Here is a 22,095-nt window from a genome sequence, read left to right as displayed (position 1 = left end):
TATTTTATTTCATTCTCCGAAGGGAGAGTTATCATTAAACGCCCTGTCCACCTCCTGTCTTATGTTTTACCGTCCTGTTTTATCACCAACCGCATTAAGTGGTAAAAGAGAGAAAGAAACATTCAGTAATTTATTTCGTTTCGACTGACCAGTTGGCAGTCAGTGTAATTATGTTTATTTCTGCACTTTTTATTTAAGGCTGTTTATGATTCAGATACAAAAAGTCATGAATAAACATGACCTCAACACGTTTATCTCTTTCCCTTCTTCACTTTATTGCGCCGACGACAGCTGGATCGACCCCTTGCACCTTGAACGTGCAGAGCATCTGTCCGCGAAAAATCCGAGTTCTGAACATATTCGTTGGCAGGCATGGATCGCTAAAAAAGCAGGACGGGTCGTCGGACGCATCACGGCACAAATTGACACCCTGCATCGCAAACGGTATGGCAACGACACGGGTCATTTTGGCATGCTCGATGCCATCGACGACCCTGAGGTCTTTAGCGCACTGTTTGCCGCCGCCGAATCATGGCTGAAATCCGCCGGGGCGCAAAAAATCACCGGACCTTTTAGCCTGAACATTAACCAGGAAAGCGGCCTGCTGGTTGATGGCTTTGAGACGCCGCCCTGCGCGCTGATGCCACACGGGAAACCCTATTATGGCGCTCACGTGGAACAACTGGGATACACCAAAGGAATCGATCTGCTTGCCTATTGGATGCAGCGCACAGATTTATCTTTCTCACCGTCGCTGGTCCGACTGATGGATCAGGTGCGTCAAAAGGTCACCATTCGCAGCATCAACCGTAAGCGGTTTAGTGAAGAAATGCAGATTCTGCGTGAAATTTTCAACTCCGGATGGCAGCACAACTGGGGATTTGTCCCCTTCACGGAACACGAATTCGCCTCCATGGGCGAGCAGCTCAAATTCCTTGTTCCGGACGATATGATTCACATTGCTGAAATAGATTCGGTGCCTTGCGCCTTTATCGTTGGCCTGCCGAATATTAATGAGGCGATCGCCGATCTCAACGGTCGGCTGTTGCCTTTCGGCTGGGCCAAACTGCTCTGGCGACTAAAAGTGAGCGGTGTGCGCACCGCGCGGGTGCCTCTGATGGGCGTTCGTCAGGAATATCAGTTCAGCCGCATTGGCCCGGTCATGGCTCTGCTGTTAATAGAGGCATTACGCGACCCGTTTGCCAGACACCATATTGACGCGCTGGAGATGTCCTGGATTCTGGAGTCTAATAGCGGGATGCGCACAATCCTGGAACGCATCGGCGGAGTTGCCTATAAGCGCTATCGCCTGTACGAAAAACAACTCTGACTGCGGTCTGAAGAAGCAAACGCGGGTATCAGTAAGTTCCCTCTCTAAAGCAGGTCTTAGCCCATAACGTATGTTTTTCTGCTAACAGGCGTCGCAGTAAATGTTCGGTTTTAATGGCCCACATCAGGTAGCCAAAGCCATTCAATTCACGAACGTCAATCCTGACGTAACCCGGAAGGGCTTATCATCTGTATAGAATATCAGTCTGATGCGGCAAGGGGTGCCCCCTGCCGGATCTCCCTTGCCATAGACGTGCTGAACAGGACACGCGAAAAAGGAATCCGTAAGGATTCCCTTTTCTGTTACGTTTCAGTGCCCGTTGATCGTTTCATTCACTTCTGAGCCTGGTGGAAAATCCGCCACAGAAAGGACAATATTCAGGCCCTGAGGCCGGAATGTTGTTGAATGAATCAACATATATTTATACCAGCGAAAAAATAACCGCTTATCCCTTACGTTAATACGTTCAAGAATACTGTACAACCTTGAGTATATCGACTTCTGGCTCAACCCCAGATATTGCGAAGCGTCAGCATAGGTATCCAGACAAACAATCGCATTGAGCGTGTGTTTATCCGCCCGATTCATCCTCGCCATAAACTGGCAGAACTCACACGTCTGCTCCCCACTGTTAGCCTGCGCATCCTTAAGTTTTTCAATAATCAGACTAATAGAATCACTATAGTTTATATGTTGTTTCAGGAACAAATTATCTTGTTTATCTGAAATACTCACTAATGTATATTCAGCGACTATGGCGCAACAGCATCGTGTTTGAACCCACATTGCAGGAAGAAAGCAGAATGGTTTCCGATCTGATGGCCTCGCTGCCCAATTTTTTATTTCACTCAGCGCAAGAGCGATCAGTGGAGAAATTTTATCATCGACAACCACGTTATCCCTCCTTGTATCGCTATTCGCAAATATACACTTAACTTAAAAAAAACTGCCAAATGATATAACTGTTCAATCTAATACATCATGATAGGAAAAAACTATCACTATTCTTATTTCTATCGTCACACCAGATCGGAATATTAACAAAAACCAACATATTTATATAAATATCAATTTGTTACAAAAAACAAAAAAGTCATATGGTGTAACAATACAGAAAACAAACAGAAACAATAAATCAACACAACAACGTGTTAAATCATAAAAAAACCAGGATTATTTAATCGCCATCCAGGAAAATAAATAAATATCAGCATCAATCTTAGGAATTATCAAAAATACATTTTAAGAATCTTCTGAAAATACTGAATTATCCTACAAACACAAGAGAAGAGAATGTTAATTATTAACAAGAAATTATTTAACGTATTTAAAAACAGGCCCTAACCTTTTATGGATTATTAAATAATTATTATAACCGCGTCACAGAAACAATCCATTTTCGCTGTTTTAACGATTAATTGTGGACGCACCTGGCCGGACGTCTTTGTGAGACAGAAAGGAAGAAGGTTTCAGGTGTGATAATTATTTAATACGGTCGTTGCTTTCGCCACGACGCTTCTCTTCTGGAGAGAATACGACATAGCCCTCAGGCTATGCCGCATTACTTACTTTATCGTGCGATTAACGCAAATACGCCCCAACCGAAGTATTCCCGGGTGTAGGTGACATGGCGTTCAGGCGCTATCGTCAACTCCGCGCGAACCTCATCGGCAAAATCATCCTCTGCATTAGCTTCTAACCAACGGCGCATTGTCAGCCATTTCGCCGCTTCATATCGGTCCCAGCCCTCCTGGTCTGCCAGCACCATTTCAACAACGTCATAGCCGAGTTCGTTGAAAGAAGAGACGAGCCCAGGAAGGGTGAGAAAATCAACCTTCGACGAAACACCACAGGCCTGGGCGATCTCTTCCGTTGCGGGAACCTGACGCCAGTAAGGTTCACCGATCAGTATCATTCCGCCTGGCTTGAGGCTTTTTGCCAACAGCCCGACGCTTCCGGCTACGCCACCGGCAATCCAGGTCGCGCCAACACAGGCCGCCACGTCGCATTTTTCGTCCGTGACGTAACCCGCCGCGTCGTTATGAATAAAATGGACGCGTTCGCTGACGCCAAGCTCTTCAGCACGCTGTTTTGCCTGGGCGGTAAAAAGCTGGCTCATGTCGATACCGGTACCGTTAATGCCGTGATCGCGCGCCCAGGTGCAGAGCATCTCACCAGAACCACTGCCGAGATCAAGAATGCGCGCTCCCGGCTTCATGCGTAACACCCGGCCCAATGTGGCATACTTTTCCGGCGTAAACGGGTTATGAATGCGATGTTCGCTTTCGCTAATCGTAAAAATACGTGGGATATCCATTAGTTAATTCCTTTCATTGCGTTACGAGTAACAGAGCGTTTAGTCTGATTGTTATTCACGCCAGTGCTCCGGTTTCATTAAGGCCTGCGCACATTGGATGTCGCCGGCACGATCAAAGGGTTGTGCGGAGAGGGACTGCATCATCCAGCAGGCCTTATGTTCCTCCGCAATGGGGTAAGGCGCGGGAAAGCCTTTGTCTCCTGCACAGGGTTCAAATCCATGTCGCGGATAGTAAGTGGCATGACCGAGAACAAAAACGCACTGGCATCCCATCGAGCGTAAGTGTTCTATACCGGTACGAATCAATAATCCGCCCACGCCCCTCCCCTGGTATTCAGGGATGACCGCCAGGGGAGCAAGGATATGCATCAGAGGGGAATCCATTTCTCCTTTGAATGTCGCCCGGGTAAACAGGATATGCCCGACGGCGTTACCTTCCTGTCTGGCCAGCAACGATAACGTTGGACGCGCAGTGTCGTCCTCGAGCAAAGAAGCCACCAGGCAGGCCTCTTTACTGTAGCCAAAGGCGCGGGTTTCGACTTCCCGGATGTCGTTGGTATCACTTTCATCGGTAATATGAATAGTGAAGTTGCGTGTTGTCATAACGCTCTCCTTAGCGGTTATCTGGCTGAGCACGCACGTTGTTCAGCCCGGTGGTATTAATGCGGTACGGCTGACCATTGACGGATTTGATCAGCTTTTTGGTTTTGAGTTTTTTGAAGACGGCAAGTGTACAGTCGGCGAGCAGCAGCCCTTCGCGGCTGTAGCATTCAACGGCGGTGACGCGGCCTGACGCATCGCGGACGTGCGCAATACGTCCACCTTTGGCGAGAACGTGTAAGGTACGTTGTTCCTGACGGGATAAATTCATACTGGAAAACCTGTTTAATCATCATGTGCAAAACGTGCAAACACACAGCGGTGTCCGCATTCGATTTCGGCGCATTGATAATCAGTCCGGCCTGAAAAGGTCGGGGAAACTGATTATCAGATGATTACATTCTCCAGCATCAAAGCCTCGGGTTGAGTTGAAAGGTATTTACGAGATGAATGGTAACACGTAATTTCAGCAGGGATATGCGCAGGTCGGAAAAATGTGATCGCCGTCGAAATCACGCCCGTCGTCGCAGACATTGCCTCATTTACCATCCCAGGCCATATTTGCGAAGATGAGGATGACGGAATTGATCGCCAGATTCAGGGTCGCGTCACCCATTGCCTGCCGCTACCGACAGGCAATAGAAACGTACTTACTGCTGACGCGTTGCCGCTTTCATGCTCATCACAAATGCCTTTAACTCAGCCAGCATCGTTTCCTCATTATCTCTGTTTTTCTCAATGATCCTGACGATGGCAGAGCCTGAAATGGCCCCCGTCGCACCAGCGCTAATTGCATCCGCCACCTGATCGGGCGTGGAAACATCAACCCCCTGCAGTGTTGGTGGAGCCTGTTGCATAAGATATGTTCAGCATTCGTCTGCATAGTAGACAAACGCCAGCTTATTGCCGTCGGGATCTCTGACATAGGCGCTATGAAAGCCTTGTCCATACTGTGGTCTGTGACCCGGCGCGCCTTCATCCGCGCCGCCCAGGCGAAGAGCGAGCGCGTGAAGTTGTTGGATATGTTCGACGGATCGGGCATTCAGCGCCACCATCGTGCCATTACCGACACCTGCGGCCTGGCCATCAAAGGGTTTGCCAACGCACAATCCGGTGGTGTGGTTTTCACTGAACATCCCCCATGATGCGCCCTCTTCGCCGCGGCCTGCTTTCGGGTGCCCAAGCAGCTCCATTAACGGATCGTAGAAACCGATCGCACGTGGCAGATCGTTCGTACCCAGCATGATGTAAGAAAACATATTCCCTCCTCATTTGATGTCGCAGGGATTATCCGCTTGATTCCCCCTGCGGGCGTCACCGTCAGGTTACGTGTGACTAACATACCGAACGGCAGCGAGTCGTTAAGCGCGTCAGATCAATAGAACAGACCTATACCATAATGAAGATTGATTGAACTTATATCCCCGGCGATCGCCGTTTTGCTGGTTTCAACGTATCTCTTGGCCGGTGAGCAGGATGGCAACGCTGGAATTTTTTTTCATGTCCCTTTTCCGCTCAGTACGCCATCCAGTATGTATGGATAAAATAAGATGGATGAGAATGCGGTTCTGACATTGCTCAATGAGCGGGGTATGTATTTGCCGATCGGATTTATTACGGCTGTTGGCTTTTTACGGTCATTTTCCGACAGACATTCAATCTGATGACATACTCCGGTTTAAGCATGATGCGCCTTCATCCTGACTTTGTGAGTTTTGTAGTGACTGGTATCAGTGCTACCTAGCGCAACACAACTTTACCCAGCAGATACGTGGTTGCCTGTCCGCCGATATGTACACGCTCCCCGGCACTCTGACAGCGTAGCTCCCCACCGCGTTCGGCCCCCTGATACGCCAGCATCTCCGTTTTGTTCAGTTTTTCCGCCCAGTAAGGAATGAGCATGCTATGCGCTGAACCGGTAACGGGATCTTCCGCTACGGCTTCTCCTGGACAGAAGAAACGGCTGACAAAATCGTATTTCCCTTCACCCGGTGCGGTGACGCAAACCATTTTCCCTAAAGGGATCATCGCGTGGATATTCGGGTGCAGCGCGTCAACCTGCTGCTGATTATCCAGCACCACCATATAATCCCGCCCGACGCGCATGTCTTTGTATTCCGTGATACCCAACGCCTCCAGCAGAAGAGACGGCGGCGTGACGGACTCGGTTCCCCAGGCAGGAAAATCCAGCGTCAACCATTCACCGCTACGTGCAACAGTCAGCGGGCCAACAAATCGGGTAGTAAAATGGATACTGTCGCGCGGATAATCCAGATGTTCAAAGATGACATGAGCTGCCGCCAGCGTGGCATGCCCACACAGATTGATTTCTCCCTGCGTGGTAAACCAGCGCAGCTCAAAGCCGTTTTCAGCAGGGACAAAATAGGCCGTTTCTGACTGGTTATGTTGTTTAGACATCTTCAGTAACGTCTCATCAGGCAACCATTCGGTTAGCGGACAGACTGCTGCGGCATTGCCGCCAAACGTCGTGGTACTGAAGGCATCAACCATGTAAAAATCAATTTGTTGCATCGCGCAAACCTCGAATGTTCTTTGTGTAATTTACACTTTATCATGCCACGACGACCTGTCGTCTTTCATTTTCAGGTATTCATATTCAGCGTACTGGCAGTGCGATAATTCTGCTATTAAAACTGCGTACAAGATCACATTTAATCATCGCATTACGGTTCAGCATGTTGAACAAGGCATATTTTCAACTGTGCAATGCCGATATTATTTATTCTAACCACAGGAGGGAGCCAGTATGGTTCGCAAAGGGTGTAATTCATTAGTCCGTGCCGAAAAAATATTAACTCATATTGCATGGGTAGGCGTGGCGAGTTATATGGAGCTATTAAAAGAATTCCAGTATCCCAAAAGCAGCCTGCTTAATTTATTAAATGTGATGGTGGAGTGCGGCTTCTTAATTAAAAACAAAAACGGCCATTATTCGCTGGGAATAAAAAACTACGAACTGGGTTGTCAGGCACTGCACCGCCAAAATATCTTTGAGGTGACGAAACGGCCTATGCAGGAGCTGTCGCTGAAAAGCGGCCTGGTTTGTCACCTGGGGGCAATGGAGCGCTATTCTGCTATCTATCTCGACAAGGTTGAAAGCCCGGAATCAGTGCCAACGAGTAAAAGCTGGATTGGCAAAAAACTGGAATTACACATTACCGCGCTGGGTAAAGCGTTATTAGCCTGGAAAACACGGGAAGAACTGGATTATTTTTTAGATGCGATCACGTTAACGCCGCATACGCGCAATACGTTAACCGATAAAAAGTTATTTCTGGAGGAGTTGCAAAAAACACGACTTCGGGGATGGGCCATAGACAGTGAAGAATCAACCTATGGAGCGGTATGTTTAAGTATGCCGGTATTCAATATGTATAACCGGGTCAACTATGCGATCTCGCTGTCAGGCGATCCTGTGGTTTATTCAGGAAATAAGATCGACGGCTATCTGGAACTGCTCCGCAAATGTGCCGGGCAAATATCTTATGGGCTGGGCTACAGAAACGAAAATGAGTATTTACGAAAAGGAAACTGAGGTAATGAGAAAATTCAGCGGCATTATTCCACCGGTATCCAGCACGTTTCATCGTGACGGGACCATTGATAAAACAGCAATGCGTCAGGTTGCCGACTTCCTGATCAATAAGGGAGTCGACGGGCTGTTTTACCTTGGCACCGGGGGTGAATTTAGCCAGATGAATACCGCCCAGCGAATGGCGTTCGCCGAAGAAGCCGTTGCCGTTGTCGGTGGTCGGGTTCCGGTCCTGATTGGCGTCGGTTCGCCTTCTACTGATGAAGCGGTCAAACTGGCACAACATGCCCAGGCCTGCGGCGCTGACGGCGTCGTCGCAATTAACCCCTACTACTGGAAAGTCGCGTCACGCAATCTTGACGACTATTACCAGCAGATCGCCCGTAGCGTCACGCTGCCGGTGATCCTGTACAACTTTCCGGATCTGACCGGTCAGGACTTAACCCCAGAGACCGTGAAACGTCTGGCGCTGCAAAATGAGAACATCGTCGGGATCAAAGACACTATCGACAGCGTCGGCCATCTGCGCACGATGATTAACACCGTTAAGTCAGTGCGCCCGTCATTTTCGGTCTTCTGCGGCTACGACGACCATTTACTCAACACCCTGCTGCTGGGCGGCGATGGCGCAATATCCGCCAGCGCGAACTTTGCTCCGGAGCTCTCTGTCGGTATCTATCACGCCTGGCGCGAGGGCGATCTGGCAACTGCCGCTACCCTGAATCAAAAGCTGCTGCAACTGCCGGCGATTTACGCCCTGGAAACGCCGTTTGTCTCACTGATCAAATACAGCATGCAGTGCGTGGGATTGCCGGTGGAGACGTATTGCTTGCCGCCGATTCTCGATGTGTCAGAAGAAGCCAAAGAAAAAGTCCATGCACTGCTGGTCGCGCAGGGAATTATATCGCTCTGAGGAGAAGATCATGTCTGTTCGCTCTATTTTTGCTGACGAGAGTCACGATATCTACACCGTCAGAACGCACGCCGACGGGCCTGACGGTGAACTGCCGCTGACGGCGGAGATGCTCATCAACCGCCCGAGCGGGGATCTGTTCGGGATGACGATGAATGCCGGAATGGGCTGGTCTCCGGATGAGCTGGATCGCGACGGCATTTTGCTGCTCAGCACGCTGGGAGGGTTACGCGGGGAAGACGGTAAGCCCATCGCACTGGCGCTGCACCAGGGTCACTACGAGCTGGATATCCAGATGAAAGCGGCAGCAGAGGTGATCAAAGCGAACCGCGCCCTACCCTATGCCGTGTATGTTTCCGATCCCTGCGACGGACGAACACAGGGTACAACGGGCATGTTTGATTCACTGCCATACCGTAATGACGCCTCAATGGTGATGCGCCGCCTGATCCGCTCCTTGCCCGATGCGAAAGCCGTTATTGGCGTGGCGAGCTGTGATAAGGGACTCCCGGCCACCATGATGGCCCTCGCCGCGCAGCATGACAAAGCGACAGTGCTGGTGCCTGGTGGCGCGACGCTGCCCGCGAAGGATGGAGAAGATAACGGCAAAGTGCAGACCATCGGCGCACGCTTCGCCAATGGCGAGTTATCGCTACAGGACGCTCGTCGTGCTGGCTGTAAGGCCTGTGCCTCCTCTGGCGGCGGCTGTCAATTTCTGGGTACCGCCGGGACATCGCAGGTGGTGGCCGAAGGTCTTGGGCTGGCGATCCCGCACTCTGCGCTAGCCCCTTCCGGTGAGCCGGTATGGCAAGAGATCGCCAGAGCCTCCGCGCGGGCAGCGTTGAACTTATGTAAAAAAGGTATCACTACCCGGGAAATCCTTACCGACAAAGCGATTGAGAATGCGATGACGGTTCATGCAGCGTTCGGCGGTTCAACAAACCTGCTGCTGCACATCCCGGCGATTGCCCATCAGGCAGGCTGCCATGTCCCGACCGTTGACGACTGGATCCGCATCAATAAGCGTGTGCCCCGACTGGTGAGCGTGCTCCCGAATGGTCCGGTTTATCACCCGACAGTGAATGCATTCATGGCAGGCGGTGTGCCGGAAGTGATGTTGCATCTTCGCAGTCTTGGATTGCTGCATGAAGACGTGATGACCGTAACCGGCAGCACACTGAAGGAGAACCTCGACTGGTGGGAACACTCCGAGCGGCGGCAGCGATTCAAACAGCTGCTGCGCGACCAGGAACAGATCGACGCCGACGAGGTGATCATGTCACCGCAACGCGCACGGGAGCGTGGCCTGACTTCAACGATCACCTTCCCGGTTGGCAATATTGCTCCGGAAGGATCGGTGATCAAATCCACCGCCATTGACCCTTCGGTAATTGATGATCAAGGCATCTATTACCATAAAGGGGTGGCGAAGGTTTATCTGTCCGAGAAAACAGCAATTTACGATATCAAGCACGACAAAATTAAAGCAGGCGATATTCTGGTCATTATCGGCGTTGGCCCTTCCGGTACCGGGATGGAAGAAACCTACCAGGTTACCAGCGCCCTGAAACATCTGTCTTATGGTAAGCATGTCTCCCTGATCACGGATGCGCGTTTCTCGGGCGTTTCCACTGGCGCGTGCATTGGTCACGTGGGACCGGAAGCCCTCGCCGGGGGGCCAATCAGTAAATTACGCACCGGGGATATTATTGAAATCAAAATTGATTGCCGCGAACTTCAGGGCGAAGTCAATTTCCTCGGAACCCGTAACGATGAAAAATTACCCTCACGGGAGGAGGCTACCGCAATATTGAACGCCAGACCCAGCCATCAGGATTTACTTCCTGATCCGGAACTGCCAGACGATACCCGGCTTTGGGCGATGCTTCAGGCAGTGAGCGGTGGGACGTGGACGGGCTGTGTTTACGATGTGAATAAAATCGGTGCGGCCCTGAACGATTATATGAATAACACCTTAAAGCAAAAATAATAATATCCAGACCGCTAAATAACCCGGCTACACATTATTAAAACATTGTGTAGTCGGACTATGACCGGTCGCAACCCTACAATGAGAGGACGTTATGCCACTAATTATCGTTGTGGCAGGGATTGCTTTACTCCTGCTTTTAACCATTAAAATTAAACTCAATACGTTTGTTTCCTTAATTATTGTCTCGATTGTTGTCGCCATTGCCAGTGGAATGGATCTGAATAAAGTCGTCACGTCGGTCGAATCCGGCCTTGGCGGTACGCTGGGCCATATTGGTTTAATCTTTGGCTTCGGCGTGATGCTCGGTCGCTTACTGGCTGACGCGGGTGGCGCACAGCGAATCGCCCTGACCATGCTGAATTATTTCGGTAAAAAGCGGCTTGACTGGGCGGTAGTCTGTTCAGCCTTTATCGTCGGTATCGCACTCTTTTTCGAAGTTGGCTTAATTCTTCTGGTGCCTATTTTATTCGCCATCGCCCGTGAAGCGAAAATATCGCCGATGTTTATGTGTGTGCCCATGCTTTCCGGTTTGCTGGTCGCGCACGGTTTTTTACCCCCGCATCCCGGCCCAACCGTTATTGCCCGTGAATATGGCGCAGATGTGGGACTGGTACTGATCTACGGCATTATTGTCGGCATTCCGACCTTTATTCTTTGCGGGCCGATATTGAACAAATTCTGTCAGCGGATTATTCCTGACGCGTTTAAAAAAGAGGGGAATATTGCCTCCCTCGGTGCGACCCGCCGGTTCAGCGAAAACGAAATGCCCGGCTTTGGCATCAGCTTTCTCACCGCGATGCTGCCGGTGATCCTGATGGCGGTAGTGACAATTATCCAGATGACCCATGCTAAAAACGCCTCGGAGTCAGGCACGTTCTATAACGTATTACTGTTCTTAGGTAACTCGACGATTGCAATGCTGATCTCGTTGCTGTTCGCGATTTATACCATGGGTCTGGGTCGCGGAAAGACAATCCCTGAACTGATGGACTCCTGCGGCAAAGCCATTGCCGGTATCGCAGGACTGTTGCTGATTATCGGCGGTGGTGGCGCATTCAAGCAGGTGCTCATCGATTCTGGCGTGGGTCAGTACATTTCTACTCTGGTCTCAGGCATGGATATTAATCCGATTCTGATGGCCTGGGGCGTTGCCGCGTTCCTGCGTATTTGCCTGGGTTCTGCCACCGTAGCAGCGATCTCGACTGCCGGACTGGTTATCCCACTGCTGGCGGTACATCCCAACACTAACCTGGCGTTGATTACGCTGGCGACCGGAGCGGGTTCCTGTATCTGCTCCCACGTCAACGATGCCAGCTTCTGGATGATTAAAGACTTCTTCGGCCTGACAACCAAAGAGACGCTGCTGTCCTGGACGCTGATGTCAACGCTGTTATCCATCTGCGGACTGATATTTATCCTGCTCGCCAGCATGGTTCTTTAATTCTCCTCTCGCCAGTGGATCGTGTTGTCGACTCACTGGCGCCCCTCACTTCACGTGGTATCAGAAAACAACTGTTAACAGCTTACAAACGTCAGCAATGGGCCGAGCAGCAGTATTGTTACTTTTGTATTCTGTTAACGCGAACCACAGGCGGTTGCGTTTTGGTGTCCAGACTGCCGTTAATACTGATCATTTGATCGGGTTTTACCGTGCGACCATCAAAGACAGAGAGTGGAATCAGCGTATGGATACTGCCGGTTTTATCGCGAAAAACAAATTTATCATCGCCCAGATCGTCAATCAGATTACCACGCAGAGAGATGGTCGCGCCGTCATGCATGGTTTTAGCTTGTTGAACCGTCATGGTTCTCGCATCTTCAACACCACGATACCCCTCATCCAGGGCGTGAGGCGGCGGCGGTGCCGTATCTTTTTTCAGCCCACCATTATCGTCAGCAAACACTGTCGGGATTAAAAAACAACATAGTACTGGTGCCACGGATAATTTCATTTCACCCTCATCTCATTGTCGACTTGACTTATTAAGTCTGATTGCTATTCCTTAATCTGGCAAACTGGAAGAGTCTTAAAAGGTAATAGTGTTACGAATCAGATAACTGACGGGATACAAGCGAAACGGTGAGGTTAAAGATGCCCAGAGAAAACATGAAAGTCCCCGGCATTGAAGAGAGTCAGCGTTTTCTGAATTTTGAAGCGAGATTTCATAAGATTGGGTTTGTTGTTTTACTGTGTATTATTTCCCTGGCCATAGTCGGTGTTTTTTCTGGTGGTTATTTCAGTGATTCGGTGAAGAGGAATACTACCGGGGAGGTGACATTAAATTTTGAACGGTTTGGTCGATTGCAAACAGAATTTAAATTAAAAATCTCTGCTACAGACCAACGATCCGGGAAGAATATTTATCGCATTGGTGGAGATTTCAATTCTTTTTATGAGACAGCGAATATCTGGCCTCAACCTGACAGCATGTACAGCAAGGGAGAGGATCTGTACCTGGTGTATAACACACATGAAAATCAGCAAGATACCTCTATCTGGTTACTCGTTACCCCTGTAAAGCCTGGCAGCGCAAAAAGTGTTATTCAATTAAACTCCGGCCCTGAAATCGATTTCAGGCAATTTATTTATCCGTAGGAGGTCTGTATGGAAATGGTGCTGAGGGCCTTAGCCATTTATCTTATTTTACTGGTCGTGTTTAAGATTGCTGGACGCCGGGCGTTATTACAAATGACCAGTTTCGACCTGATTTTGCTGTTGATTATTAGCGAAGCCACACAGCAGGCATTATTAGGCAATGATTTCTCCGTTACCGGAGCAATGCTCACCATTGTCACGTTGGTGACAATCGACATATTGTTCGGATTCATTAAAAAACAGATGCATGGGGCTGAATCTGCTCTCGATGGATCACCGGTTATTCTGCTGGAACACGGCGAACCATTAATGGAAAAGATGAAAATGGTAGATGTCTCTCTCGACGATATCTTAGTGGCTGCCCGGCAGAGCCAGGGCATTACGGAGCCGGGTAAAATTAAATACGCCATTCTGGAGCGTAATGGGCATATTTCAATTATTCCTGATGAGGATTAAGGAAAAAGAGAATGAAAAAATCGGCATATAGCGAAGCGAAAACCGCTGGCGTGTTAACAAAACAGTTCGCGAAAACGTTTATTGCCAAGGGCTTATCCGCGACCACAGCTGAATAGACATCTGGCTACCGCACTTTGCGCTGAGGCAGATATGTCCGCATTGATGATGCTTCGAATTCATTAAATTTGTTCTACGCTTATTTATGCTTGTCAGAAAGATAGACTGAGGTGAATGAATGGCTAATAAATATAATGAAAAAAGGTGGCTATTATGACAAAGACAGAGCGTTTTCCTGCTCGCCTTGTCCACACCCACAACAACGCTTTGCGGAGCTTGTTGGAAAAATGCAACCACGTCCCGCTGCCCCGATCGTAGTGAAGAAAGCTATCCGGGATAGTGGTCGACTTTTTGGCAGCAAAAAGCAACCTTCAAGACCCATGTCTACTCAATATTATGGATTACCAAAGCGGCGATCGTTGCTTTTACAAAATCGCAGGCAAAGCGACTGGCGCTGATAAATGCTGTTACTGGACGGTTTTACAATGTTGTGGAGACCAACCACAGGAGAACGACTGATGAAAGTACTGACCTGTCAGCGCTCTCAACATGTCAACATCGATACACTCGCGGCGGACGATATCGTTGCTCTGGCTGAATATTTATCCACCCAGGGTTCATATAACCTTGATGTTATACGTATTTAGTTTGAATCCTCTATTCCCAGATACCCAGGAGATTACATGGCTGACGTAAATGAACGCATTGAAATCCTCGAGAAAAACCTTAATGATCTGAGCCTCGATCTGCACGCATCAAAGGTTGCTATTAACGTTTTATCTACGGTGGTAAACACCCTAAGTGGTGAACCTGGTTTACTTGAGAGATCATATGAGCAAACCAGAAGTTCTGCTCCACTTGTAAAGTTCAATCACCCGGTAGAGGAAGGTTATGAGGATAAACTTACGGAGAGAATATTGAATTTACTCTCGACTACCCAACACGAGCTTTAATAATCCACAGCTTCCTCAGAGGATAAGCGGAATATCCTCTCGGGAGGATCGCATCCCGGGCTCCCCAGCCAGGGACAAATCTGCCCCGGAACGGGTGTTCCGATATGCACACTATTCCCCTCAATGGAAAACCTGGGCGCAGTAGTGACGTACGCACTGTCTGCCCATGGCATAGCGTGGACAAGCTGGCAAAACTGAAGGTCCCTATTGAACAAAGAGGAGATGTTTATGTCCATCATCACCGCTGAAGGACGCATAGCATATGGGGGATATCAATCAACGGGGAGTCACTCAACTTAAGCAGGTACATTTGTTTTGTATTAAGATGCTTATCCGGCAGGTGCTTTAAGCTCAAGTCCAGGATCAAGATGGATTTTTCAACATGACCAGAACAGAAAGGCTTCTCGAATTATTACAGATATTAAGGGCACAACGATATCCGATCACAGCTTCCGCTCTCTCAGATCGATTAGGCATAAGTGTACGCTCCCTTTACAGAGATATTAAAACGCTACAACACCAGGGCGTGTCTATTGAAGGAGGCGCAGGAATTGGATATATCATCAGGTCAGACTTTCATTTACCTCCCTTAAATCTTTCTCATGAAGAAATCAATGCTATTATACTTGGGTTAAATTGGGTTTCTCATAATACGGATTATGATTTCAAAAACACCGCAAGGAATGCGCTTGCCAAAATACATGCCGTTATCCCCGGTGAATTAAAAAATCTTATTGAGAGTCAATCCTATCTGACCGGCCCTTCAGAAAAGAATGAGTTATTTTTCGAAGACATTCGTAGTGCTATTAAAAATCAAAAAAGAATCAACATAACGTATCGTGACAAGAAAGATGTTTACTCTTCTCGGGTCATATGGCCCATCGCGTTGATATATATGGAATCATGCTGGCTTTTGGTTGCATGGTGTGAGATGAGAAATGATTTTCGTCATTTCAGAACTGACCAAATCGAAGAGATTGTGCAACTGGATTCCACGTACAGGGAAAGCAGAACGACTTTATTGAAAAAATGGAGAATTAAAGAAGGAATCTGCGTGGGGAAAGAGTACTGACAAAAACTGTCACAGCGAGTTTGTATACTACCCCAGCAGTAAGACTCAATCCTACTTCATAGGGGGAATTATGGATTTTCAGAATAAAGTAGCTGTGATAACAGGAAGTACTACAGGTATAGGTGAAGCCGTCGCAGAGCAATTACACAAACAGGGTGCGAAGGTCGTCATTATATCCCGCTCATCAGAGCAGGCTAAACAAAAAGCGAAACGGTTATCTTCACAGGGACAACAAGCAATAGGGATCGGATGTGATGTGTCGCAGCCTGAACAAGTACGGAAAATGATAGATGACGTTATCAAACATTTTGGCAGGCTTGATTATGCTGTAAATAATGCAGGCTTAACAGGAGAGCATGATAAAAATATTACAGAGCAGACAGTTGAAAACTGGGATAAGGTCATTGCCACCTCATTGAGCGGCATTTTTTACTGCTTAAAATACGAGATACCTCAGATGATAAAGTCTGGTGGCTCTATTGTTAATTTATCTGCAGTAAATGGACTGGTTGGCATTCCTGGGTTGGCACCTTATACCGCGGCTAAGCATGGTATAATCGGCTTAACCCAAACCGCAGCGCTTGAGTTTGCATGTCAAGGCATTCGAATCAATGCGGTCGCGCCGGGCTATGTCCAGACCCCACGAATGAGTGAATTCCCTGAAAATATCGTACGCAGTTTCGCAAATAGTCACCCAATGAAAAGGATGGCAAAAATGCAAGAAATAGCAGACTTCATATTGTTTTTGCTGTCAGACAAATCAGCGTTTTGCACCGGAGGCGTTTATCCCATTGATGGTGGTTATTTAGCTGAGTAAAATTCACTTAACCCTTTTAAATGATAATAATTACCTCACCTGTGTGGTTGGCTAAACGGGAGCGACAGAACACCTGTCGTTCGCGCTTCCGTTGTAGGGCCAATAATAGACACATTATTCGCATGGATTGTCTGCTCTCCATTGGTCATACATCGTGCCATTAACCCTATCTGCGTCTGGCATAACGCGAACAGAATAAAAGATCATTAAGTCTGTTGTGCGCAAGAAGCAGAAATAATGAGCAAGGCTATTGTTTATAGCGGCGCAGGCTGGATGCAGGGTACCGTTGATAGCGCTATTGTGCTTAACGTGCACGAGATAAACACACTCTACAGGCAAAAAATTCGCGCCATGCTGTGGACATGTTCCATTCGGACAGACTGGCCGCACCCTCGACGTTTAAACAGAAATAGAAGCGATGTGCGGTTGAAACGATAAAAATCGTTGGCAAGCGTTATTCGCCTGAGCACCAGGATCGCACAATGATAAGAAAAGATGACTGATTTCATTGGCTGTATGGGGAAATATACCAAGTGAATATACCAACACTATACCAACAGCCAAAAAAACAAAGGGGTTACCTTTCGGTAACCCCTTTTTTTAATCTGGCGGAAGCGCAGAGATTCGAACTCTGGAACCCTTTCGGGTCGCCGGTTTTCAAGACCGATCCCATTAACATGCTTTTCAATGAGTTAAGTTTTAAACATGGTATATCCGTATAACTTTGACTCACAAAAAATCAATGAATTACAGTGTTTCTTCGATTTAATATACCAACAATTTTTACCGAAAATCGTGCACTCAAATACTCATTATTTTTTGTCATGGGGTGTCGGTATTCGGAGGTTCAAATCCTCTCATGTCAACCAAAGCACTCCTTAAGAACCAGCCTGTTACGGCTGGTTCTTAAGGCGGGATATTCCAAGGGAATTGCCCTAATGCGAATTGATGTCGGATCACCGGACAATCATCTTCAATGAGCCTTCTGAGTATATCGAAGGCTAAAAGTCCACTTTGAGCGAAATGCAGACATTGCTAACAGCGTTCTGAGTGAATCAACAGGGATCAGTTCACTGAAGGTACTGCATGACCATTTTCTGCACTTCCCGTTCATCTGAGAATATGTCCAAAGGGAGGGTTACCGTGATGGAGGCTTTCTCATCATCAGAGGTGTGAGATTTAATATTCATCATTAACGCCGCGATCTGGGCTAACCCCTTATCTTTAGTGATAAAACAGGGGATGTAAGCAGACTTATTTTTTTTGTGAAAGGAAATGTAATTCATTAGAACTTCCAGTGCCATAAGATCACAGGCCACATTATAACCATCCTTCACACGGAAAGTTTGTGATTCTTTAATTACCTGTGTTGCCGCAGTTTTTTTCCCTAACATTGTGATACGTAAGAACGCGAGTAACACCGCAATATCGGTGTTCTCCAATCCATTATCCTTTGCTTTAGAGAAAATAAAGGGAACATATTCATTCCTCTTGCTTGGTGTGAACTCACGATTTAAACCTGCAGCAACATCCATGAAAAAATTAGTCCTGTTAATTAATCCTGGCTTAAGCATTTCGAAAAGGTCAAAAAAGTAGTTATCTGCATTAGGGTATATCGCTCTTTTCAGCCCAGGAAGAGAATATCGGAGAATGTCTTTAGCTATGCTGATTTGCTCATCCATAGTTCCCCTGTCGGGAATTTTGCTCTGATTTGATTCTATAGAAAAAAGAGAGATATCAATCTCTATTCCAGCAGGCTGTAAAAAAACGGCATCAAAATCATTAGGAGGAATATCCTTCTTTAAAGTCCCTAGGCTATAACGGTATTGGATTTTTGATATTACATTTCTGTCAGCAAGCAGGAGCGCCTTTCTGCTGATAAGTGATAACGGTATCCATCCCCCATCCACTATCAGAAACGTGTCCTGCTCGCTTAGATACGTAATTTTCAGCTCTAATCTGAAAGGCTCTTGAACACCAATTGCACGAACATTGTACAATCTGATGTCAGCAGTCCCCGTTTCCATCATTTCACGTAGAGAATGATAGTCGTTTGGCATGACAGAAAAATCATGAATCACTATTTCTTTATCATCGACCATTGTGATGATTAGGTTGCCGAGATCATCCCTAGCTGTAAATTTTGCTGCTATATTCAAAGTGCGTCCTTCATTATTCATCGCGTGACCTCTATTTTTTGTATTAATTTATCAGCCTATTAGTATACAGATTTATGAGAAATATAAATTAGCCTACTTTGTATCAGATTGAAGTCAATCTGATGCTTATGAAATAAATCGATTGATCATCATCCGCTCGATTATCGAGTCCTGAGACGGATTACATCGACTGGTCAGCCTCCAGTTGTAACTCAATGGGGTGCAGGTCACTTCCGCTTCTGGCACATAGCAGCCTTCATAACAGTAGCACTCCGTCATGGGGTGTCGGGGGTCGGAGGTTCAAATCCTCTCGTGCCGACCAAAATACTCCTTAAGAACCAGCCTTTTATGGCTGGTTTTTTTATGCCTGAAATTTGTTCGGGGTGAAACTGGGGTGAAATGGGGGAATTACTCCGACATAAGTTGCCCAGGAAACACCAGAACAGCCACTCGCATATCCTCTTCTATACTTTCAGTCTGACCGACTGGAGGTTTCATATGTGTGGACGCTTTGCACAAGCACAGACCCGCGAAGAATACCTGGCATATCTGGCCGATGAAGCCGACCGCGATATCGCTTATGACCCTGAACCTATAGGCCGGTACAACGTGGCGCCCGGTACCAAAGTCCTGCTGCTGAGCGAGCGCGACGAGCAACTGCATCTGGATCCGGTGTTCTGGGGATATGCGCCCGGATGGTGGGATAAACCACCGCTGATTAATGCACGGGTTGAGACTGCAGCCACCAGCAGAATGTTTAAACCCCTATGGCAACATGGCCGGGCTATCGTGTTTGCTGATGGTTGGTTTGAGTGGAAGAAGGAAGGCGACAAGAAGCAGCCATACTTCATCCACCGGGCTGACGGCCAGCCAATATTCATGGCGGCGATCGGCAGCATACCGTTCGAACGCGGTGATGATGCCGAAGGGTTCCTGATTGTCACCGCTGCAGCCGATAAAGGTCTGGTAGACATTCACGACCGCCGCCCTCTCGTTCTGTCACCTGAAGCAGCGCGAGAATGGATGCGGCAGGATATTGGCGGAAAGGAAGCCGGAGAGATAGCAGCAGACGGGGCAGTGCCGGCAGATAAATTTATCTGGCACGCCGTGACGCGCGCCGTTGGCAATGTGAAAAATCAGGGACCAGAGATGATCGAGCCTGTCACTTAACGCGCAGCAGATCGGCAAATCTTGTTGTGTACCGCGGCGAAAGCATCTCACGTTTCATCGCCCATTGCTGCTGGATGCCCTGTCCTGCAAAATACAGCGTCCCCCTCCCGCCTTTGGCGTTAAGTTGATCCAACGCTTCCATCAGCTTCTCGCTGCCGGCGCGCGGCGCACTGTCATCAAACAGATTAAGCTGTGCGACACCCTGGCTAAAGAAATCCCCGAGCATAATGCCAGCCTTTTGGTAGCGGTGCCCATCCTGCCAGATTTTGTCCAGGCACTTTACCGCGGCGTTGATGATGTCGCGGGAATCCTGTGTAGGTGTCAGAAGCTTCATTGACGCACTGTTGCCGTAATATGGCTCATTTAGGGCAAAGGGTGATGTCTTCACGAACGCCGAGATAAAACGGCAATACTGGTGCTCACCACGTAGTTTTTCAGCACCACGGGCAGCATAACTGCAGATAGCCTGGCGCATCTGTTCGTATTCAGTAACGCGTTCTCCGAATGACCGGCTGCAGACGATTTCCTGCTTTGCCGGCGCAAACTCCTCCAGATCGAGACATGGTTCGCCACGCAGCTCCCGGACCGTTCGTTCCAGTACCACATTAAAATGCTTGCGGATAATCCAGGTACTTTGCTCTGAGAGGTCCAGAGCCGTTTTGATGCCCATGGCATTGAGCCTCTTGCTGATACGCCTACCGACACCCCACACATCCTCTACAGGCACGATAGACAACAGCCGACGTTGGCGGTCAATATTAGACAAATCAACGACCCCGCCAGTCTGCCTCTGCCATTTCTTGGCGGCGTGATTGGCCAGCTTAGCAAGTGTTTTAGTCTGGGCAATACCAACACCTACTGTCAGGTGCGTACGCTTTAGAACCGTCGCGCGGATCTCTTTACCAAAATCAGTCAGGTCCCGGCAGTTTCTGACCCCTGTCAGGTCACAAAAGGCCTCGTCAATGCTATAAATTTCGACGCGAGGGCTCATTTCCTCCAGCGTGGTCATAACACGATTGGACATATCAGCGTATAACTCGTAGTTGCTGCTGAAGCAGACAACACCGGCACGCCTGAAAAGTTCTTTCTGCTTGAAGAATGGCTCGCCCATGGTAATTCCGGCAGCCTTGGCTTCTGCCGATCTCGCAATTACACAACCATCGTTATTCGAGAGAACGACAACCGGCCGCCCTCTCAAATCAGGCCTGAACACCATCTCGCATGATGCGTAAAACGAATTCACATCACAGAGCGCAAACATACTCAGCTCGCCGATTTCACTATGAAAGTAACAACTCCGAAAACGTCTAACGTATCTTCGCCGCCAACAATAATCGGACTATAGGCACTATTCATAGGATTGAGCTGTACGGTTGGGCGTAGTTGCAGACGCTTAACAGTAAACTCCCCTTCAACCGCAGCTATGACAATGTCTCCATGTTCAGCAGTGCGCGAGCTGTCAACCACAAGCAGGTCGCCGTCGCTTATCCCGGCCTCTATCATCGAATCACCTGCAGCTTTGACGAAATATGTCGAGCTGGGATGGGACACCAGCAACTCATTTAGATCGATACGTTGTTCAACGTAATCCTGCGCTGGCGAGGGAAAACCGCATGGGACAAGATCACTAAATAAGGGAAGCGCAACTATCTGGCGCAACTCAGCTGGTGAATAAAACTTCATAATAAACTCACTCACATTTATACTGTTTATACATACAGTATATACTGGCGTTAAACACAGTAAAGAGGAGTTAAAGCATGTTCGTGGAACTCGTTTATGACAAAAGGAATTTTGATGGTCTGCCCGGTGCAAAAGATATCATTCTGGGCGAATTGACTAAGAGAGTTCACCGGATTTTCCCCGATGCTGAGGTTCGGGTTAAGCCGATGATGACACTGCCGGCGATCAACACTGACGCCAGCAAGCATGAGAAGGAACAGATAAGCCGCACCGTTCAGGAAATGTTTGAAGAGGCGGATATGTGGCTGGTAAGTGAGTGAATTATGGACTCATTGATCATATCGGGGATCAGAATCTATTTCCCTAAACCCGGTGAGCGCCTCCCTGTTCCACCGGACAATATGCGTAATTTTGCCGTCAAAGGTA

22 protein-coding genes, 1 tRNA gene and 3 pseudogenes are annotated in these 22,095 nt (G+C 48.2%); 15 read left to right on the top strand and 11 right to left on the bottom strand.

Features of this window, described 5'->3' with window-relative positions; genetic code table 11:
* Positions 1 to 205: 205 nt before the first annotated feature.
* Positions 206 to 1,330, top strand: coding sequence for a hypothetical protein (locus AOY24_RS21255; protein WP_054177315.1), 1,125 nt, complete (start codon positions 206 to 208; stop codon positions 1,328 to 1,330).
* A gap of 100 nt (positions 1,331 to 1,430) precedes the next feature.
* Positions 1,431 to 1,588, top strand: a pseudogene (locus tag AOY24_RS25465) (deoxyribose-phosphate aldolase); the annotation flags it as partial.
* 51 nt (positions 1,589 to 1,639) lie between these two features.
* On the opposite strand, the gene AOY24_RS21250 reads toward AOY24_RS25465, so the two are convergent.
* From AOY24_RS21250 to AOY24_RS21220, 7 genes and pseudogenes are all read right to left on the bottom strand, one after another.
* Entirely contained in the window at positions 1,640 to 2,224 is a 585-nt protein-coding gene (locus AOY24_RS21250) for a hypothetical protein (protein ID WP_044264020.1), read from the bottom strand.
* 676 nt (positions 2,225 to 2,900) lie between these two features.
* Complete coding sequence (locus tag AOY24_RS21245; protein ID WP_054177314.1) at positions 2,901 to 3,647, bottom strand: cyclopropane-fatty-acyl-phospholipid synthase family protein; 747 nt, start codon at positions 3,645 to 3,647, stop codon at positions 2,901 to 2,903.
* A gap of 55 nt (positions 3,648 to 3,702) precedes the next feature.
* Positions 3,703 to 4,250, bottom strand: a pseudogene (locus AOY24_RS21240) (GNAT family N-acetyltransferase).
* Positions 4,251 to 4,260: 10 nt separating this feature from the next.
* On the bottom strand, positions 4,261 to 4,518 hold the full coding sequence (locus tag AOY24_RS21235; RefSeq protein WP_043001077.1) for a YjhX family toxin: 258 nt from the start codon (positions 4,516 to 4,518) through the stop codon (positions 4,261 to 4,263).
* A gap of 379 nt (positions 4,519 to 4,897) precedes the next feature.
* Positions 4,898 to 5,095: pseudogene (locus tag AOY24_RS21230) on the bottom strand (tryptophan synthase subunit alpha); the annotation flags it as partial.
* An 18-nt stretch (positions 5,096 to 5,113) separates the two neighbouring features.
* Positions 5,114 to 5,506, bottom strand: a complete 393-nt coding sequence (locus AOY24_RS21225) for a VOC family protein (protein ID WP_043001079.1) — start codon at positions 5,504 to 5,506, stop codon at positions 5,114 to 5,116.
* A 481-nt stretch (positions 5,507 to 5,987) separates the two neighbouring features.
* Positions 5,988 to 6,779, bottom strand: a complete 792-nt coding sequence (locus AOY24_RS21220) for a PhzF family phenazine biosynthesis protein (RefSeq protein ID WP_054177312.1) — start codon at positions 6,777 to 6,779, stop codon at positions 5,988 to 5,990.
* A 235-nt stretch (positions 6,780 to 7,014) separates the two neighbouring features.
* Here AOY24_RS21220 and AOY24_RS21215 point away from each other — a divergent pair, with 235 nt between their 5' ends.
* The 4 genes from AOY24_RS21215 to AOY24_RS21200 all read left to right on the top strand — a co-directional run bounded on the left by AOY24_RS21215 (position 7,015) and on the right by AOY24_RS21200 (position 12,147).
* Complete coding sequence (locus AOY24_RS21215) at positions 7,015 to 7,803, top strand: IclR family transcriptional regulator (protein ID WP_043001081.1); 789 nt, start codon at positions 7,015 to 7,017, stop codon at positions 7,801 to 7,803.
* A gap of 4 nt (positions 7,804 to 7,807) precedes the next feature.
* The gene (locus AOY24_RS21210) at positions 7,808 to 8,713 is read left to right on the top strand and encodes a dihydrodipicolinate synthase family protein (protein ID WP_043001082.1); all 906 of its coding nucleotides are present in this window, start codon (positions 7,808 to 7,810) and stop codon (positions 8,711 to 8,713) included.
* A gap of 10 nt (positions 8,714 to 8,723) precedes the next feature.
* On the top strand, positions 8,724 to 10,703 hold the full coding sequence (gene yjhG, locus AOY24_RS21205) for a xylonate dehydratase YjhG (protein WP_043001083.1): 1,980 nt from the start codon (positions 8,724 to 8,726) through the stop codon (positions 10,701 to 10,703).
* Between the two features lie 94 nt (positions 10,704 to 10,797).
* Positions 10,798 to 12,147 carry a GntP family permease gene (locus tag AOY24_RS21200; protein WP_043001084.1) on the top strand — a complete coding sequence of 450 codons (1,350 nt, stop codon included), beginning with the start codon at positions 10,798 to 10,800 and terminating at the stop codon, positions 12,145 to 12,147.
* A 118-nt stretch (positions 12,148 to 12,265) separates the two neighbouring features.
* Here the strand turns inward: AOY24_RS21200 and AOY24_RS21195 are convergent, their stop codons facing one another.
* Positions 12,266 to 12,658, bottom strand: coding sequence for a YdeI family stress tolerance OB fold protein (locus AOY24_RS21195; protein ID WP_054177311.1), 393 nt, complete (start codon positions 12,656 to 12,658; stop codon positions 12,266 to 12,268).
* Between the two features lie 155 nt (positions 12,659 to 12,813).
* On the opposite strand from AOY24_RS21195, the gene AOY24_RS21190 reads away from it, so the two are divergent.
* From AOY24_RS21190 to AOY24_RS21170, 6 genes are all read left to right on the top strand, one after another.
* On the top strand, positions 12,814 to 13,302 hold the full coding sequence (locus AOY24_RS21190) for a hypothetical protein (RefSeq protein ID WP_235507540.1): 489 nt from the start codon (positions 12,814 to 12,816) through the stop codon (positions 13,300 to 13,302).
* A 9-nt stretch (positions 13,303 to 13,311) separates the two neighbouring features.
* A complete protein-coding gene (locus tag AOY24_RS21185; protein ID WP_043001087.1) occupies positions 13,312 to 13,758 on the top strand; it encodes a DUF421 domain-containing protein in 447 nt (148 codons plus the stop codon).
* A gap of 575 nt (positions 13,759 to 14,333) precedes the next feature.
* A complete protein-coding gene (locus AOY24_RS25555) occupies positions 14,334 to 14,462 on the top strand; it encodes a hypothetical protein (protein WP_255347751.1) in 129 nt (42 codons plus the stop codon).
* A 36-nt stretch (positions 14,463 to 14,498) separates the two neighbouring features.
* Complete coding sequence (locus tag AOY24_RS21180; protein WP_044258129.1) at positions 14,499 to 14,768, top strand: hypothetical protein; 270 nt, start codon at positions 14,499 to 14,501, stop codon at positions 14,766 to 14,768.
* A 382-nt stretch (positions 14,769 to 15,150) separates the two neighbouring features.
* The gene (locus AOY24_RS21175) at positions 15,151 to 15,840 is read left to right on the top strand and encodes a YafY family protein (protein WP_044258130.1); all 690 of its coding nucleotides are present in this window, start codon (positions 15,151 to 15,153) and stop codon (positions 15,838 to 15,840) included.
* A gap of 70 nt (positions 15,841 to 15,910) precedes the next feature.
* The gene (locus AOY24_RS21170) at positions 15,911 to 16,657 is read left to right on the top strand and encodes an SDR family NAD(P)-dependent oxidoreductase (protein ID WP_044258131.1); all 747 of its coding nucleotides are present in this window, start codon (positions 15,911 to 15,913) and stop codon (positions 16,655 to 16,657) included.
* 1,070 nt (positions 16,658 to 17,727) lie between these two features.
* Here the strand turns inward: AOY24_RS21170 and AOY24_RS21165 are convergent.
* Positions 17,728 to 18,837: a hypothetical protein gene (locus tag AOY24_RS21165; RefSeq protein WP_051642347.1), complete on the bottom strand. Its 1,110-nt coding sequence runs from the start codon at positions 18,835 to 18,837 to the stop codon at positions 17,728 to 17,730.
* 195 nt (positions 18,838 to 19,032) lie between these two features.
* Between AOY24_RS21165 and AOY24_RS21160 the strand changes: the two genes are divergently transcribed.
* Both AOY24_RS21160 and AOY24_RS21155 read left to right on the top strand, forming a co-directional pair.
* Positions 19,033 to 19,138, top strand: a tRNA-Pro gene (locus AOY24_RS21160).
* 176 nt (positions 19,139 to 19,314) lie between these two features.
* The gene (locus tag AOY24_RS21155) at positions 19,315 to 19,986 is read left to right on the top strand and encodes an SOS response-associated peptidase (protein WP_054177309.1); all 672 of its coding nucleotides are present in this window, start codon (positions 19,315 to 19,317) and stop codon (positions 19,984 to 19,986) included.
* On the opposite strand, the gene AOY24_RS21150 is transcribed toward AOY24_RS21155, so the two are convergent.
* Together AOY24_RS21150 and AOY24_RS21145 are read right to left on the bottom strand one after the other, a co-directional pair.
* Complete coding sequence (locus AOY24_RS21150) at positions 19,979 to 21,247, bottom strand: Y-family DNA polymerase (protein ID WP_054177308.1); 1,269 nt, start codon at positions 21,245 to 21,247, stop codon at positions 19,979 to 19,981. The two genes, AOY24_RS21155 and AOY24_RS21150, sit on opposite strands and share 8 nt — an antisense overlap.
* A gap of 2 nt (positions 21,248 to 21,249) precedes the next feature.
* A complete protein-coding gene (locus tag AOY24_RS21145; protein WP_054177307.1) occupies positions 21,250 to 21,669 on the bottom strand; it encodes a translesion error-prone DNA polymerase V autoproteolytic subunit in 420 nt (139 codons plus the stop codon).
* A gap of 77 nt (positions 21,670 to 21,746) precedes the next feature.
* Between AOY24_RS21145 and AOY24_RS21140 the strand changes: the two genes are divergently transcribed.
* A complete protein-coding gene (locus tag AOY24_RS21140) occupies positions 21,747 to 21,989 on the top strand; it encodes a DinI family protein (protein ID WP_054177306.1) in 243 nt (80 codons plus the stop codon).
* Positions 21,990 to 22,095 lie beyond the last annotated feature (106 nt).

This window comes from Citrobacter sp. CtB7.12, from assembly GCF_001297795.1.
Lineage (GTDB): Bacteria > Pseudomonadota > Gammaproteobacteria > Enterobacterales > Enterobacteriaceae > Citrobacter_A > Citrobacter_A amalonaticus.
This window is presented reverse-complemented; position numbering and strand designations above follow the sequence as displayed.

Coding starts and splice junctions, on each gene's coding strand:
- AOY24_RS21225 (WP_043001079.1), bottom strand. CDS start 5,506: ATGTTTTCTTACATCATGCTGGGTACGAACGATCTGCCACGTGCGATC.
- AOY24_RS21170 (WP_044258131.1), top strand. CDS start 15,911: ATGGATTTTCAGAATAAAGTAGCTGTGATAACAGGAAGTACTACAGGT.
- AOY24_RS21180 (WP_044258129.1), top strand. CDS start 14,499: ATGGCTGACGTAAATGAACGCATTGAAATCCTCGAGAAAAACCTTAAT.
- AOY24_RS21140 (WP_054177306.1), top strand. CDS start 21,747: ATGTTCGTGGAACTCGTTTATGACAAAAGGAATTTTGATGGTCTGCCC.
- AOY24_RS21245 (WP_054177314.1), bottom strand. CDS start 3,647: ATGGATATCCCACGTATTTTTACGATTAGCGAAAGCGAACATCGCATT.
- AOY24_RS21145 (WP_054177307.1), bottom strand. CDS start 21,669: ATGAAGTTTTATTCACCAGCTGAGTTGCGCCAGATAGTTGCGCTTCCC.
- AOY24_RS21195 (WP_054177311.1), bottom strand. CDS start 12,658: ATGAAATTATCCGTGGCACCAGTACTATGTTGTTTTTTAATCCCGACA.
- AOY24_RS21150 (WP_054177308.1), bottom strand. CDS start 21,247: ATGTTTGCGCTCTGTGATGTGAATTCGTTTTACGCATCATGCGAGATG.
- AOY24_RS25555 (WP_255347751.1), top strand. CDS start 14,334: ATGAAAGTACTGACCTGTCAGCGCTCTCAACATGTCAACATCGATACA.
- AOY24_RS21210 (WP_043001082.1), top strand. CDS start 7,808: ATGAGAAAATTCAGCGGCATTATTCCACCGGTATCCAGCACGTTTCAT.
- AOY24_RS21220 (WP_054177312.1), bottom strand. CDS start 6,779: ATGCAACAAATTGATTTTTACATGGTTGATGCCTTCAGTACCACGACG.
- AOY24_RS21215 (WP_043001081.1), top strand. CDS start 7,015: ATGGTTCGCAAAGGGTGTAATTCATTAGTCCGTGCCGAAAAAATATTA.
- AOY24_RS21200 (WP_043001084.1), top strand. CDS start 10,798: ATGCCACTAATTATCGTTGTGGCAGGGATTGCTTTACTCCTGCTTTTA.
- AOY24_RS21155 (WP_054177309.1), top strand. CDS start 19,315: ATGTGTGGACGCTTTGCACAAGCACAGACCCGCGAAGAATACCTGGCA.
- AOY24_RS21190 (WP_235507540.1), top strand. CDS start 12,814: ATGAAAGTCCCCGGCATTGAAGAGAGTCAGCGTTTTCTGAATTTTGAA.
- AOY24_RS21175 (WP_044258130.1), top strand. CDS start 15,151: ATGACCAGAACAGAAAGGCTTCTCGAATTATTACAGATATTAAGGGCA.
- AOY24_RS21185 (WP_043001087.1), top strand. CDS start 13,312: ATGGAAATGGTGCTGAGGGCCTTAGCCATTTATCTTATTTTACTGGTC.
- AOY24_RS21235 (WP_043001077.1), bottom strand. CDS start 4,518: ATGAATTTATCCCGTCAGGAACAACGTACCTTACACGTTCTCGCCAAA.
- yjhG (WP_043001083.1), top strand. CDS start 8,724: ATGTCTGTTCGCTCTATTTTTGCTGACGAGAGTCACGATATCTACACC.
- AOY24_RS21255 (WP_054177315.1), top strand. CDS start 206: ATGATTCAGATACAAAAAGTCATGAATAAACATGACCTCAACACGTTT.
- AOY24_RS21165 (WP_051642347.1), bottom strand. CDS start 18,837: ATGAATAATGAAGGACGCACTTTGAATATAGCAGCAAAATTTACAGCT.